7 protein-coding genes are annotated in these 16,631 nt (G+C 47.8%); all 7 read right to left on the bottom strand.

The window, feature by feature from the left end; genetic code table 11:
- Positions 1-304: 304 nt before the first annotated feature.
- A complete protein-coding gene (locus tag BN2628_RS16250; protein ID WP_154668504.1) occupies positions 305-3,406 on the bottom strand; it encodes a glycoside hydrolase family 2 TIM barrel-domain containing protein in 3,102 nt (1,033 codons plus the stop codon).
- A gap of 40 nt (positions 3,407-3,446) precedes the next feature.
- A complete protein-coding gene (locus BN2628_RS16245) occupies positions 3,447-4,997 on the bottom strand; it encodes a sulfatase family protein (RefSeq protein WP_021931577.1) in 1,551 nt (516 codons plus the stop codon).
- 112 nt (positions 4,998-5,109) lie between these two features.
- On the bottom strand, positions 5,110-7,422 hold the full coding sequence (locus BN2628_RS16240; protein WP_055100095.1) for a beta-N-acetylhexosaminidase: 2,313 nt from the start codon (positions 7,420-7,422) through the stop codon (positions 5,110-5,112).
- Between the two features lie 13 nt (positions 7,423-7,435).
- Positions 7,436-9,013: a sulfatase family protein gene (locus tag BN2628_RS16235; RefSeq protein WP_055100093.1), complete on the bottom strand. Its 1,578-nt coding sequence runs from the start codon at positions 9,011-9,013 to the stop codon at positions 7,436-7,438.
- A gap of 231 nt (positions 9,014-9,244) precedes the next feature.
- Positions 9,245-11,077, bottom strand: coding sequence for a RagB/SusD family nutrient uptake outer membrane protein (locus tag BN2628_RS16230; protein WP_055100090.1), 1,833 nt, complete (start codon positions 11,075-11,077; stop codon positions 9,245-9,247).
- A 12-nt stretch (positions 11,078-11,089) separates the two neighbouring features.
- Positions 11,090-14,302, bottom strand: a complete 3,213-nt coding sequence (locus BN2628_RS16225) for a SusC/RagA family TonB-linked outer membrane protein (RefSeq protein ID WP_055100089.1) — start codon at positions 14,300-14,302, stop codon at positions 11,090-11,092.
- 18 nt (positions 14,303-14,320) lie between these two features.
- Positions 14,321-16,573: a LamG-like jellyroll fold domain-containing protein gene (locus BN2628_RS16220; protein WP_055100085.1), complete on the bottom strand. Its 2,253-nt coding sequence runs from the start codon at positions 16,571-16,573 to the stop codon at positions 14,321-14,323.
- Between the last annotated feature and the right edge of the window lie 58 nt (positions 16,574-16,631).

The following is a 16,631-nucleotide window of genomic DNA, read 5'->3' as shown; positions in this document are numbered from 1 at the left end:
AATAGACAGAAGAACATAAGAACAAAAGAACAGTTTTTACCAATCCTTCCATTTCCATATCACCTTATGTTCTTCTGTCCAAAAATAAAACAACAAACCCCTATCCTCAAAATATATATCTTTTGTCCTTTTGTTCTTCTGTCCAAAATTTACCTGTAAGTCGTTATGCAGGGCACATAAAACCGTCCGGTAATCCTCGGTCATCCACCTTGTACAAAAATAGCACTTTTCCCTCTATTTTCCGCTATATTGCTCCAAGATTTCTATCCGGTTTTACCGCAAAAATAAACAAAAGCAATCGGTGCTATTTCACAACCGGAACAAAAGTAAAGTCAAAACGATACGTTTCCAGAGGCAACCGGTACGAAGGCAATACTCCGGGCCCGCAAGTAGCAGTGCCCACACCCGTTTGGGCCGCATCCACATGTACCGTTATCGACCCGTCGGCAACCAGTTCGTTGAGATGCGTAGCCGCATCGAGATTCCTGTCCGAATAAGGGGTTGCACTGAACTGGAACGGACGCTTGGCAACCACCTTCCAGCCACAGCCGTCCTCACCGGTCAACGTCACCCATCGGGTATCTATACGGTTACCCGTAGCTTGTGGCACCACATAACAGTGGAACATCTCATCCGGAGAAGTCTTGTAAATACCTATCCGCCCGGCGGCCCGGTCTGTATAATTCTCGAAATCGCCCCGGCCCAAATACGTCACATTACGGCAAGCCGTCTCAGGCATACGGAAAGTCAGGCCCACACGCGGCAACGATTTCACAACACTCGTATCGGGAGTAAACACTGTATTTACATTCAGTACCCCCTTCCTATCCAGAGTATAAACATAACTGGCAGTACCTATCACTTTTCCCTTGGCATTGGTAAGAGAAACATGAGCCGTAAATCCGTTCTTGGAAGCCTTCACCGACGTCACGTTCTGAGTCACCCCGTCCAGTCCGGCCTTTTTCCATAACTTCGCACCATACTTGTCCTTCTTGTCATTCTCCGTCACAGGACGGTACAAGGACAATTGCAACGGCTCACTCAACAACTCCTTTCCCTGATATTTATACGATACCAAAGCTCCCGTTTCGGTCGAGAACGTAGCCGCTACTCTATCATTCGACCATGTATATCCATCCTTCTTCAACGAAGACCCCGAAGGCAAATCCACCTTCTCCGCATACTTCCGGTTAGCCTCCAGTACAAACTGGTCATAAGCCACCTCATCGCCCTGACCTATAAACGCTGACGCACGATTCGGCGTCCAGCTCAGATTCAGATAAGCCTCTCTCGCATCACGAGACAATTTCACTTTGCCCAGCACGATATCCACAGTCTGGTGCGGAGCACAAGACACAACCTTCTCCCCTTGCGCCAATACAGTCCCGTTATCGGCCGTCACATTCCAGTGCAAAGTATAATCCGCCAGGTCAGTAAAGTCATACCAGTTCTTCACCGATACCGTCAAGTTCTCCGCATTCGTCAGGCGGGCCTTGATATACTGGTACACCTTCTTCACCTCAAACAGATGAGGATGAGGCTCGCGGGCGGCATTCACCAGACCGTTACAACAAAAACTCCCAAACGAAGGAATACCCTCGGGCCCATAATCCCCGCCATAACTCCAATACCATTTGCCGTCGGCATCCACCTCGCGGAAAGACTGGTCTACCCAGTCCCATATACAACCACCCTGCGCCATCGGTTCAGACTCGAAAACATCCCAGTAATCCTTCAGTCCCCCCACGCTGTTGCCCATGGCATGAGCATATTCGCAAAGAATAAAAGGCCGGTAAATATCCGGCTGTGCAAGGTACGCCTTTATCTCATCTATGCTGCGGTACATACGGCAATAAATATCCGTATTGAAATTCTGTTCCGCACGCTCGTACTGTACAGGGCGGTTTGTCTCCACCGACTTTAGCCATTTGTATGTCTCCTCAAAATTGACACCGTTACCGGCCTCATTGCCCAACGACAATACCGACACCGAAGGATGATTCTTGGTCCGCTCGTACATCCTCTGCGTGCGGTCCATATGGGCTTTCAGCCAAGACGTATCCTTAGCCAGTGTCGCCGGGCCGTAACCCATTCCGTGAGACTCTATATTCGCCTCGTCTATTACATACAAGCCATAACGGTCGCACAACTGGTACCAATACGGATGGTTCGGATAATGAGCACAACGCACGGTATTGATATTATTCTGTTTCATCAACTGTATATCTTTCAGCATCAGCTCCTTGCTTACCGTACGACCCCGGCTCGAAAACTCATGCCGGTTTACCCCCTTGACCAATACGGGCACTCCGTTTATACAAAAACGCCCCTCCTTAATCTCCGAAGTCTTAAATCCCACCGGACAGCCCGTCGTCTCTATCACACCCCCCTTGTCATCCTTCAAATACATGACCAGAGTATAAAGATAAGGATGCTCGGCACTCCACGGTTTCACATCGGAAATCACCCTTTTGAAAGAAACAGTGCTGTCCTGTCCCTTCAACGCTCTCTCATCACGCGCCACGATACGGTTATCGGCATCGCGCAACTCATAATATACTGCCAATTTTCCCTTTCCGTCCAAGCCTCCGACATGTACGTCGAGAGAAAATTCGCCATCCTTATACTGCTTCCTGTCAAGTGGAGATACGACCTTATAATCAGCGATAAACTCCTTGGGAGTACTGTAAAGATACACATCCCGTTCTATCCCGCTCAACCGCCACATATCCTGGCATTCCAGATACGAGCCGGCGCTCCAGCGGTACACCTCCACCGCCAAGACATTCTCACCCTTCTTCACTTTATCCGTAATATCCCATTCGGCAGGAGTCTTGGAACCCTGGTTATATCCCAAAAGCTCCCCGTTGAGCCACACATAATAAAACGACGTGACCCCTTCGAAACACAAAACGATGCGCCGCCCGTCCCACGAATCCGGTACGGCAAACGTACGCCGGTAAGACCCTACTTCATTCTCCTCATAAGGAACCAGAGGCGGGTTCTTTTTGAAACGAAACATCGGGTCGTCAAACTCGTACGTCTCATTCACATAAATAGGGACACCGTATTTCTGGCACTCCCAGTTGCCCGGAACCTCTATATCATTCCAATTTCCCGTATAATAATCAGGACGATAAAAATCCGTCGGACGCTTGTCCGGATTACGCACCCAGTTAAATTTCCAAGTCCCGTTCAAGCTCATATAATAAGGCGACTGCTCGTAATTCTGTTCACGAATGCCATCTATATCACCGTTCTTATACGGCCATACATACGCATGAGGTTTCAACTTGTTCAGCCCGATGGCATACTGGCTCTGCCACTCCGGTTGTTTCGTTTCGGCATGAGACCATCCGAACGGTAACAACAACAGACAAGCACAAAATAGAATGTTATTTTTCATCATCTAATATAAGTATGGTTAACAAATTCACGTTCATTTATCATTCGAGCGGAAGCCCCACCCGGTTGTCCTTTATCTTCTCCAACTGCCTCGAAAGCTTTTTCACCTGCTTCGGGTATTTCTCGGCAACATTCTCCTTTTCCCCCAAGTCCTTATACAGGTTATACAACTGAGGATACGGGCTGTTTCCCGTCTCGATACCCACATTCTTGTTAAACGGTTGCCCCTCGCCGGGCTCTATATACTTCCACTCCCCGGTAATAATAGACAAATTGTTTTGGGCATTCTGTTCCACCAGATACGAGCGTCCTTGGGTATCCTTGCCCAGCCACGCATCCAGACAATCCTCACTGTCGGGAGCAGCCCCCTCCGGTAGGTCGATACCCAGCAACGAAGCGAAAGAAGCCATCCAGTCGATTTGGCAGACCAGGGCATCCGTAACCGCAGGTTTCACCCGCCCGGCCCAGCGGAGTATACAAGGTACACGCGTACCGGCCTCGTACGAACTATACTTCCCGCCCCGAAAAGGGCCTCCGGGCTTATGCTCACCCAATAACTCCACTGCATTATCCTTATATCCGTCATCAACGACAGGCCCGTTGTCGCTCGACAAAATCACAATCGTATTCTTATCCAGTCCCAAGCGTTTCAATGTAGCCATAACCTCGCCTACGCTCCAGTCAAATTGTAACAACACATCACCTCTGGGGCCCATGCCCGACTTCCCGGCAAACCGCTCGTTCGGTACACGAGGCACATGCGCATCCTGCGTAGCAAAATAAAGGAAAAACGGCTGGTTCTTATGTTCCTCGATAAACGATACCGCCTTATGCGTCAGTTCATCGGCAATCTGGTCATCCTTCCACAAAGCCGATTTCCCGCCTTTCATAAATCCGATACGGGAGATGCCGTTCACTATGCTCTGATTGTGCCCGTGGGAAGGTTGCATCACCAACAGCTCCGGATTGTTCTTGCCCGTAGGCTCACCCGGAAAGTTTTTCTTATAACTGACATAAATCGGGTCATTCGGACTCAGATTCACAACCCGGCCATTCTCCACAAACACACACGGAACCCGGTCGCCCGTAGCCGCCATGATATAAGAATAGTCAAACCCTATATCAGACAAGCAGGGCTTCAGTTGTCCGTTCCAGTCCTGAGTCCCCGTCTGGTCACCAAGCCCCAGATGCCATTTGCCGATAGCCCCTGTAACATAACCCGCCTCATGGAACATATCCGCCAACGTATATCTTTCGGGACGGATTATCATCCCTGCATCACCGTCGGCAATACCCGTTCCCTTCCTGCGCCAGGCATACTCCCCGGTAAGCATCGCATACCGGGCAGGAGTACTCGTAGCCGCAGCACTATGGGCATTCGTAAATCGTACCCCCTCGGCTGCCAGCCGTTCCACATGAGGAGTACATATTGTTTTAGCACCGTTACAGCTCAAATCGCCATAACCGATATCATCAGCATAAATAAATATGACATTCGGACTTTGAGGCATCTCCGCCTTCTCCCGCTTTTCGGCATGCACCAAAGAAAGCGGGACAGTAACTAAAGGTAATATAAACGGTATCGATTTCATCTCGTTCTCATTTTCATTTATAAATCAAAATTTTTCATCCTCCGCCTCTCCCCCGAAAGAAAAACCAAGGAAAAGGCAACTTCGGGCAAGGTTACACAACCACCCGCAAAAATCATTCGACCATCAACTCGTCAAAATACATCCATACTTTCTGCCCCTCTCGCACATCACCCGCAGGACAAACCCCGGGATTTTTCATCTCCAGCTTCAAATAACGGGCATTCACATCCAGACCTTCAAAAACAGCGTCCTCTACAGCAGTCCGGTTTCTAAAAATATCCTCCGGAGCATACACAATCTCCCCAGCCGGAACAAACTTTTTCCCATTATTCGAGACGGACAAACGAATGGAAACAGGCTTATGAACAGCCATCCCCGAATTGGTAATACATCCCAGCCTTACCTTGCTTACCGATGTCTTCTTGCCCAAATCCAGTACAAACGAAGCATCCTGGTCGTACCAACCGGCCCACTCAAAATCCGTATGGCGCAAGCTGCCCCGTATTCCGTTTGTCAGTACATAACCCTTCTCATTCGAGGTCAGCACCTTTTTCCCCGTAGCCTTATTCCACGACATATCCAGAGACAAAGTCTGTCCCATTTTCTCACTGCCTGCAAAAGTCGACGCCTTTATGCAAGTCGTACCCTCCACCGTCAGCGGAGCAGTATACAACAAGGACGATGCATCCGGTTCCGTCCCGTCGGTCGTATATCGTATCTCTACATCAGGACGGATGCAAGACAACTCCACCGACAACCGGTTCTTCATCGGAGTAACTGTATGGTCGATATTATACATCGACCGCGCACAAGTAATGCCCATCTTCTCGATATGAGGCAATACACCATCTATCCTTTTCAGAAAATCCGGCCAGTCTTTTCGGTTCTTCTGTCCCCAAGCAATATCCGACAGAGCCAGCAAGCGGGGAAACAATTGATACTCCACATCCTCCGGTTTGCTGCAAAACTCCGTCCACATTGAAGCCTGCACACCCAGCAACAAATTCTCATAAGCCGGATTCCACTCCTTCTGTACCGGCTCATACATATACACATCCTTCAACGTATTATTTCCGAAATAAGTCAAAGGTTCGAACCATTGCGGTCCCTGATAACGAATCAGATACAGGATTCTCGCAGGAGTCATGACAAACCGGTGTCCCTGCTCGGCAGCTTTCAATGCAGCCTTGCCCAGCCCTTGCCAGCCATATATGATAGCTCCTTCAGGCAAAGTACTGTTCGTCAACTCATCCCAGCCCATTACTTCCTTGCCTTTGCTCTTTACATAACTACTCATACGAGTCATGAAATAACTCTGCAACTCCTCGATATGTTCGATATGCTCGGCTTTCATCCGGGCCTGGCATTTAGGACACTTCGCCCAATTCACTTTCGAAGCCTCATCGCCCCCCAGATGGATATACCTCGACGGAAACAACTCCGCCACCTCATCGATAACTCCCTCTAAAAAAGCAAACACGCTGTCGTTTCCGGCACAGTAGACTATCTCCGCATTTTTTCCGCCGCCACCCGGCAGCACCCCGATAAAACGGTCTACCACCGGACAAGCCAGCTCAGGATAAGCCGCCAGAGACGAATTGGTATGCGCCGGCATCTCTATCTCCGGGATAATCTCTATCTGACGCGAAGCCGCATAGCGGATTATTTCCTTCATATCCTCCTGAGTATAATATCCCCCTACCGGTACAGGCTCACCCCTCTCCGGATTCCTCCGGTTCGGAAAAGGCTCGTCACGTTTCACCCGCCACGCACCCACCTGAGTCAGTCTGGGATACCTCTTTATCTCCAGCCGCCAACCGTTGTCGTCCACCAGATGCAAATGTAACTTATTTATCTTCAAGAACGATGCTGCATCTATAATCCGCAGCAAATTTTGCTTCGGCATGAAAAAGCGGGACACGTCCACCATAAGTCCCCGATACCCGAAACGCGGGCGGTCACTTATCGTTACGGCCGGAACCCGGCAATCCATCGCCATATCCAGCCCGTCCCCCTCTACCGCAGGAGGCAATAACTGCCGAAGCGACTGCAAAGCGTAAAAAAATCCGGCATCGCTCGACGCCTCTATCCTTATCTTTTTCGTCGTCACTGCCAGATGATACGACTCGTCCGGCAACGACACATTCGTCACCATCCGCACATCAGCTCTGTCATCCCCAATTTTGACCCCGGGTACAAAACCGGCAGCCCTGAACAGCGACACAAAATCAGAAACCATCCGCAGTTGTGACTCGTTTTCGATACCGAAAGTCGTCTCCGGACCGAAGATGAAATACCCCTCACCGGCCGAGTACTCCGCAGGACACGGCACCACCGGCAGAAAATCCCCCTTCTCCGGGACTCCCGCATATATCGAAAAACAAAACAAAAAATTAAATGCAATCAGTATACACCTCATCTTCATAATACAAACTCGCTTATTCGTTAATTGGATACTCTTTCAAAATAGGGTCATCGTATTGCACTTGTAACCGCTTCAGTTCCCGCATCAAATCAGAAGTTATCTCCTCAGTCCCCTTCTGCCCGAAAATATTGTGCATTTCGTACTTGTCATTCTGCAAATCATACAACTCCCACTCATCTATATCATTATAAAAATGAATCAGTTTATAACGGTCGGTTCTCACGCCATAATGACGCTTCACCATATGCTCTGCCGGAAATTCGTAAAAATGATAATACATCGACTTTCTCCAGTCCGCCGGCTCCTCGCCCCTCAACAACGGAAGCAAAGAAACACCCTGTATATCCGACGGTACGGATACTCCAGCCAGTTCGAGAAAAGTCGGAGCATAATCGATGTTCTGTACCATTTGGGAAATATCCCCCCGCTTGTCAAAACCCTTTGGCAGACGCATTATCAAAGGCGTATGCATCGATTCCTCATACATAAACCGTTTGTCAAACCACCCGTGCTCACCCATATAAAACCCTTGGTCAGAAGTATACACCACAAGAGTATTGTCGAGCAAACCCTCCTTTTCCAGATAGTCGAGCACACGCCCCACATTATCGTCGAGCGACTTCACCGTCTTCGCATAATCGCGCATATACCGCTGATACTTCCAGCGGACCAGCTCCTCACCCTTCAAATTATCCTTATAAAACTTGTCTATGATAGGCGTGTAGAACCTGTCCCATGCAGCCTTTTGTGCCGAGTCCATACGTCCGTAAAACTGTTCGTACAGAGACTTCAGGCGGCTATTCTTATCCGCACGCAACATCTTCAAGTCATAAATCAAGTCCATGTCCCTCCCTATGCTCATTTCTTGGGCAGCGGCAGCCGGACGTCCCTCGTACGTATCGAAGAAATTGTCTGGATAAGCAAATTCCTTATCCTCATACAACGCCAGATGGCACGTATCCGCCATCCAGTTCCGGTGTATCGCCTTATGGTGGATAAAGAGGCAGAACGGTTTACTCTTGTCCCTCTTGTTCTGCAACCAGTCGAGACTCTCATCCGTGATGATATTGGTCACATACCCCTCTTTACGCACAGTGTCGTTTGTCTCCGTTATAAAATCAGGATTATAGTAGTCGCCCTGTCCCGGCAGAATCTCCCAGAAATCAAAACCCGTAGGCAATGTTTCGAGATGCCATTTTCCCACAATAGCCGTCTGGTAACCCGCCTTTTGCAACAATTTGGGCATCGTCTGCTGAGCCCCGTCAAACTTGCAAGTCGTATTATCGGTAAATCCGTTTTTATGACTGAATTTTCCCGTCAGCATGCAAGCCCGGCTGGGACCGCTGAGAGAATTAGTGACAAAACTGTTGGTAAATCTCACCCCCTCACGCGCTATACGGTCGAGATGGGGAGTCTCTATAAAACGCGAATCATAACAACTCATCATCTGGGCCGTATGGTCATCGGTCATGATATATACGATATTCAGCGGTTTTTGCTCCTCCTTTTTCTTGCTCTGGCACGAAGTGGCAACCCCCAATACAGCAAAAGATGCTGCGGTGTAAAGTAAATTAGGATTTATCGATTTCATAAATAAGCATTATAATAGTGGGACTAATGTTTTCATGTACCGCAAATATAGAAAAGACGTCAAGACCGGCACATTCGATTGCGTCCAAATAATATTCAATATTGTCTAAAACTCTCCCCCGATACTCCGTGACAACAGGAAAATACCGGTTACAATAGATAAATATCTGAAATAACAAAATAATGAATGACAAGCTCCCTGAGTGTCATCCATTATTCTGCATACCGGAAATCAATATCCGTAATTTTGGTCTGCTGCCGACATACCGTCATTCGAACTCAACTCAGAATGAGGAATAGGCAAATGCAAATTCTTTTTCAAAAAGTTCTCATCAGTTACCTTTCCGCAGAACGTAGCATCTGCTCCGAAGTAACGGTCACGGAAACGCTGGTCGGGATTTTGTTTCTGTTTCTCTCCCTCACTATGCTCGTAAGTTATAGCATGGCGGTTCACGATTTCCAGAGCCATTTTCAAAGTCTTCGTTCCACCCCGGCGTATATCGATATACATTTCAGGCTCCGCAGCCAGCTCGAACAGCCGTTCATAGAATATCTTGTCGCGAAGCTCGTCTTTTGTCAGATTACCGGGAAAATCTGCCGGTTGCGCAGCAGCCGGAGTCACCGAAGTACGTGCACGGCTCAACACCTCATTTACAAGACCGATAGCCTTGCCCGTCTCGTTCAATTCATTATACACATCCGCCATCAAGAGCAAAAAGTCGGCATAACGGTACAGGATGATATTGTTATTGCTCTGCTGCGCCTGACAGTTAAAATCGATTTGCTTTTTCCACAAAGGCCATCCTGCATGGTCGCCTACCGACGTCGCAAACTGCCCCACCAAGTCTATCACCTTCTTTTCTCCGGTAGCCGTATTCAAAGTATAGAACTGCTCCTGCAAGGTAGTAAGCTCCTCTACCGTAGGATTGGTCGCATCCGCCACCTGGTCATAAGGGATATATGCGACAGCATCTGTTACACGGCTTGTCGACTTAGACTTATACGACTTATACGGATATGTATACACCGAGTCGCTGACCAAATGATAAGAACTACCCTTCTTCACATCATACCACCGCGTCAGGAAAGTAGCATCATAACGCGGGTCACCCGGATAAGTCCCCCTGAACAGGTCGTGAAACGCCTTGCTCGAACGTATACGCTGGTAAGCCGTACCCTGAGAAGCATTATCGGCAGCAAAAATCCAGTTCAAGCGATTCCATGAATAATCCGACGAAGTCGTAAAATTCAGTTGGAAGATAGACTCCGGAGAATCCTGCACATGATTCACAAAAAGGTCGGCATAGCGAGGCTGCAACGAATACTTGCCATAGACAATATCACACCAATACTTGGCATCATTCAGATAGTCACTCTTATGCTCTGCCAAGTCAGGATTACAAGACAATATCCAGTTCAGTTTGGCAAGATAAGCAGCCACACCCATCTTATCGATATAGCCGTCGGTATGAGTCCCGTCCTCCGGCAGATAATCATAAGCATACTTCCAGTCGGTAAAAATCTGTTCGACAACATCGGTAAACGGAGACTTCGGTTCAGAAATCCCGTCATGTGCCGACGGTTCCGTTCGCAAAGGAACGTCCCCCCACATCATGGCCAAATAATAATAACACAATCCGCGGATAAACGATGCCTGAGCCGTATAGTTCTCTTTCAACTCGGCACTCAACGACCCCTTATTCATATTTACGATAAAAGTATTACACTCCTGTATGGCCTTATATAATCCTCTCCAAGCCCACAGTACGGCATCACCCGCCGGAGTCGCATTCAACGACGCATAACGGTCAGGCTCGCCACCGTTCGTTTGTGACCAGGACAGTCCCGAACCGCCCACAGACATCTCATAAACGCCCTGCCCGAAACAATCTTGCGTAGTCAGATAACCATAGCAAGCATCCAGAGCCTGCTTGGCGGTCTCCTGCGAATCGAACACGACCGTATTGTCCACCGAATATTTGGGATCTTCATCGAGCCAATCCTCACACGAAGACAAGCCCACGCTCACAATCCCCAAAACAAATATATATTTTATCAATTTCATAACTATCCTATATTAAAATGAAACATTCAGACCGAATATAAACGAACGGGCATGGGGGAACGAACTCATATCTACTCCCGGGCGTAAGCCATCGAAAGCAAAAGAGTTTACCTCCGGGTCATAACCGCTGTAATCAGTGATAAGGAATGCATTCTTGACAGATGCAAAGACATTTATCGAATTGAATCCTATCTTTTTCAACGCCTTCTTCGGCAAATTATAAGAAAGAGTAATATCGGTGCAACGCAAGAAGCTCGCATCCTCTACATAACGATCCAGAACCGCCGGAGTAGGCAACGTATAATTGACCCTCGGATAAATATTCGAACGGTTTTCTGCCGTCCATGCACCTTGCCAAGCCTCGGTTCTCAAATTACCACCGGTCCGGCTGGGTATAGCCTGGTAACGCAAATTCGTATTTATCATATCCTTGCCATACACACCGTTGAACTGTGCCGAAAGGCTCAAATCTCTCCATGTAAAACGAGTTTGGAAACCATACGTGAATTTAGGATTCGGATTACCGATAATTACGCGGTCATCGGTATTAATAATTCCATCCCCGTTCTGGTCGATAATCTTTATATCTCCCGCCTGAGGAGCACCACCCGTACTCAAATCCTGAGTTACTGTATACGAACCGCCATTGGCCGGCAAGTCCTCCTCCTGCACAATCCCGTCGGTCTGGTATCCAAGGAAAAGCCCCGGAGCATGTCCCACCCAGAACAGGTGAGCATTGCCGAAATGGTTGCCCAATGAGTTACCCTCATAAGCCAGAATATCCTCATAAACGCCGAAATTACCTCTCGATACACCCAAATCTTTAATCTTCGGATTATTCTTTCCGATATTGCCGCCGAATGTCCATACAAAATCTTTGGTTCGGATAATATCCGCATCCACACTGAACTCGACACCTCGGTTCAACAAGTTCCCCGAATTATAATAAACACTGGAGAATCCCGCAGAAGGCGGTAATATTCTGGAAATCAACAAATCTCTTGTTTCCTTGTTATAGAAGTCAAACGACCCTCTCAATCGGTTTTTCAAAACTCCGAAATCAAGACCCACATTCCACGACACCGTCGTTTCCCATGTAAGACCCTCGTTCTGCAACTTGTCGATAGCCATCGCCAGTACCTTGTCGCCCGTAGCATTGGCATAATCTATAATCTGGCTGTAATTGGAAAAACTGCTATACGGGTCTATCGCCGAGTTACCCGTCTGGCCATAACCCAGTCTCACCTTAAACTGGTCGAGCCAGTCCACATTATTCTTTATAAACTCTTCCTGTTCCATACGCCAAGCAAGCGAGAAAGATGGGAAGTAAGCCCAACGGTGACCCCTTGCAAAACGGCTCGACCCATCGGCCCGGAACGAAGCCGTAGCCAGATAACGCCCGTCGAGGAACGAAAGATTCACACGTCCCAGATAAGAAAGCAACTGGTAGTCTCGCTGTACAGGTTCCAGATAAGAAATCTTCTCGGCCATATGCAATCCGTCAATACCGAAACTCATATTGGAGAACTGGCGTCCCTGTGTCCGCTTGTTCAGATAATTATAATCATCATACGTAACAGCTGCCGTCACATCCAAATCGAGAATATGCTCAAAAGTCTGATGATAATTCAACATATTTTCCACCGTAACATTATACTGCTTCAAATCCGTTATGCCCAAAGAACCCTTGTCGTTATTCCCCCGGAAAGTCTCGGTTCCGAACCAACGGGCACGATACTCGTCCCTCAAATTACCTCCCGCACGCAAACTGTAAGTAAGGCCCTTCCATATTTTCCACTTCAAATCCATCGATGCACGGAACGCATTCTCCGTGGTCTGGTCATCATAGTCGTTCAACCAGCTAAACACCGTAATTCTCTTTTCCATACCGTTTGTTCCGCTCAACGAAGGGTCATCGGCCGGATACTCAAACGGCTGCGAAGTGATGGCTGTCACCGAGACAGAACCCTGCGCACCACCATTGGCATTACTGCCCGACATCATATCATTCTTTTTCAATGAACCGCTCAACGACAAGTCTACCGATACCCTCTTCGACAAATCCATTGACAAGTTAGCACGCAAGTCCCCCTGCTGCAGACCGGTCTGCTTCACAATACCGTTGATATTCTTATATGACGCAGACACGAAATACCGCACCTTTTCGGCACCACCGTTCACCGAAACCGAATAGTTCTGCGAAAATGCCGTACGATAAATCTCCCGTTGCCAGTCCCTTTCCTGCAAAACCCGGTAACTTCCGGGGTCATTCTCGTCATACTTGCCCCCGGAGAAAATATAACGCACCTCGTTGCCCGATTTGAAGAACTGACGGTCGTCAGGACCCGACTGGGCATTCCGGTAATCAGCATAATCACTCAAATTCAACATATCATACAGACGGGTAGCATTCGCTATCGTAAAGTTGGCATTCGCATTGACACGAGGTTTGCCCGCCTTTCCTTTCTTTGTCGTAATCAAGATAACACCGTTGGCACCACGAGACCCGTAAATGGCCGTAGCAGAAGCATCTTTCAACACCTCTATGCTCTCTATATCTGAAGGATTCAAACTACTCAGCGGGTCGGCCGCAGTCTGATAGTCATCATCACCGAAAGCAGAAGAAGCAAACTCTCCGGTAGATGCCTGAGGAATATTGTCTATCACATACAAAGGCTGGTTGTCTCCGCGCAACGAACTGGCACCACGAATGGTAATCGAAGTTGCAGCACCCGGAGTCGTATTGGTAGACCCGACCACCAAGCCGGCCACCTTACCCTGCAACAAATTATCGAGAGTCACACTCTTGGAAGCATCCATTTCATCCGGACGCAAAGAAGCGATAGCCCCCGTAACATCACTTTTCTTGACACTACCGTAACCGATAACGACTACTTCGTCGAGCAATTTGGAATCATCCTGCATTTTTACATTGATGACCGTCTTATTGCCTACCTCGATACTCTGTTTCTGATAACCTATATAAGAAAATACAAGAACCGATTTCTTATCCGGTACGCTAATCGTATAATTTCCGTCCAGGTCGGTCGCCGTAGCCTTCGACGTACCCTTTACCTGTATGGTAACCCCCATCAAAGGCTCTTTGTCGTCACTGACTTTCCCCTTTATGGTTATGCCCTGCGCATACACAACCTGTCCCCCGAACAGGGCCAGCAGTAAAAGCAACAAGGCCTTTCTGAAAATATTTTTTATCTCAATTTTCATTTAACTATATTTTAAGGTTTATTTTTTTATCCGAAATTTAAAAACATCTACCCCTTCGGTCGATTCCACACGGGCAATATACACCCCCGGAGAAAATGTGTCAGCCTGCATGGCATAATACCTCCCCGACACCTTCTCGTCACGCACGAGCATTCCCACAGACGACACCAAAGAGATACGCGACAAGTACGCATCCGAAATCGCGGTCACCACGATTTCTTCCGAACGTTCATTATAGATGAGGGCTGTCGTTTTTTTTTCATCTCTCTTCACAGACGGCAACGAAGTAGGCTCGCTGTCCGTTTTCGTAATAATCGTATCCACATTGGACGAAATCACCGAATTAGCCGCCCGTATCAAGCTCAATGGATTGGAAACCGCAACATCGTTCCCCATATCGAAATACATCACCGTACCGCTGTTTTGTTCCAGAATAAAATTCATTTTATCCTTCACACAATCCACACCGTTAAACGTATACGTAGAACCCGACATCGTAGCCTCATTCAAGTCCGTAGCCAAATCAGGATTGGCAGCCACAATATTCTTATACCCCGATACGACACTTCCCGTAGTCGCCGTTGTAGGATACGACATGCCTATCTTCTCCTTGGGAAATCCCCACTTGATGAAATTGTTGTATGACGAGACATAATTGTTATATGCAAAATAAGTCTTGCTGGGACCATATATCTGGAAAGTATAATAATCAGGCAGATTTATATACTCCGTCGGCAAGAAATATGCCACCGGATGAAGGGATACACTGAATACCTTATCCTCCGGAATAACCTTGCGCAAAGCCTCTACCATAGGACCATACCCCGTTTTCCATCTCTGGTCTCCGCTATAAAGCCACTCGAAGTCCACATCTATACCGTCGCAATAAGGCAGTAACTCAGCCACATCCGAAGCCAACCGTTCGCGCCAGGCTGCATCCGAAATATGAGAAGTCCACAATTTATTTCCGCTCTCATCCTTATCCGAAGAAATCAGGCCCAAACGTATCTTGTACCCCCTGTATCCATCATACATCTTACGTATTTGTGCCAGCATCTCTTTCCAGCTCCGGGTATTCTTGCCCGGATTATCCTTATCGTCAAACTGCCAGTACGACAACAGATAAATAGCTCCGTCCCCTCCGCCGGGAAAAGTAAGGTCGCCCGACGTGCCGGCAGCATCCTGTTTTATCTGGCTATCCGTACGGGAATTTCCCCAGACCATCACCTCATCGATATATCCTTTAAAATTCTCCCCGATAACGGCATTGGCCGAAGTATTCAAGAACGTAAAATCATCTTCAGTAGGAATCGTCGATATATTATTAGCATAAGCAGGAGTGGTACCGCCATTAGTATACAAGCGTATTCTGGCATTTGCCCGGCCGGTAGTCGAAACGATAGCTACCGCAATATGCTCCCATCCCGAAGCCTTTATCGCATTCTCAAAATTATAAGTATACCCGTTTATCTCTACCAGCAGCTCCTTCTTCGACTCGTCACCCAACTTTATGGCAAACTGATGCGAATCATCACTCTTGTTAAAAATCGCAGCTCCGTTTTTCCATTCTCCCACACATATCCAAGCCTCGATAGTAGCATACTTCAAAGCGGGCAATCCTCCTTTATCCTGCAACACCTCCTGCCCGACATTCATGCCGGCACCGTCACCCTGAAGAGAAAGAACTCCACTACGTCCTTCATATTCAGCCATATAAGAAGCATTACTCAACGTACCCTGATTATCCGGATAAGTCAACGATACAGCCCCGGTAGCTCCAGCTACCTGAGCATCGAGAATAATCAAATCATTAGTCATCAAGTGCATATCGCGGTCTATTTGCAGACGGTCGCAATGACGTACAAACGAAGAATAACCCGTAACCACACGATACTTGAAATAATCATTATCAGTAACCGCTTCCCGAGTTACATTTGTAGGTACGCCATGATAAGCCAGCTTGTAATCCACGATATCCTCGCACTGGTCCTGGTCAAATTTATAATAGAAAAGTAAATTCTCATATTTCGGATGAAACTTGTTCACCGTATTGCGGAACATCAGATTTTCCGGTTCGGCACCCGGCATTTCCGCATTCCAGAAACGGAACTCATCGATACGTCCCTTAAAATTCTCTCCGATAACAAACGATGATGTCGACGCCGGTATAACAGCCCCTCCGGCATTGGCCTTCCACACCTTCGTCCCGTTGGTCCAGACATCGATACCATTGGCAAACGCCGAAATCGTAATCTGTGTCCAAGCATTCACCGGAAGGTCTGTAGCAACGACAATCTCCTGAGAAGCAATCTTATACNTCCGAAGGATT

The sequence above is a fragment of the Gabonia massiliensis genome (assembly GCF_001403595.1).
Taxonomy (GTDB): Bacteria; Bacteroidota; Bacteroidia; order Bacteroidales; family Coprobacteraceae; genus Coprobacter; species Coprobacter secundus.
This window is presented reverse-complemented; position numbering and strand designations above follow the sequence as displayed.

Bases quoted from the DNA above. Each gene is read 5' to 3' on its own strand.
- BN2628_RS16250 (WP_154668504.1), bottom strand. From the start codon at position 3,406: ATGAAAAATAACATTCTATTTTGTGCTTGTCTGTTGTTGTTACCGTTC.
- BN2628_RS16245 (WP_021931577.1), bottom strand. From the start codon at position 4,997: ATGAAATCGATACCGTTTATATTACCTTTAGTTACTGTCCCGCTTTCT.
- BN2628_RS16240 (WP_055100095.1), bottom strand. From the start codon at position 7,422: ATGAAGATGAGGTGTATACTGATTGCATTTAATTTTTTGTTTTGTTTT.
- BN2628_RS16235 (WP_055100093.1), bottom strand. From the start codon at position 9,013: ATGAAATCGATAAATCCTAATTTACTTTACACCGCAGCATCTTTTGCT.
- BN2628_RS16230 (WP_055100090.1), bottom strand. From the start codon at position 11,077: ATGAAATTGATAAAATATATATTTGTTTTGGGGATTGTGAGCGTGGGC.
- BN2628_RS16225 (WP_055100089.1), bottom strand. From the start codon at position 14,302: ATGAAAATTGAGATAAAAAATATTTTCAGAAAGGCCTTGTTGCTTTTA.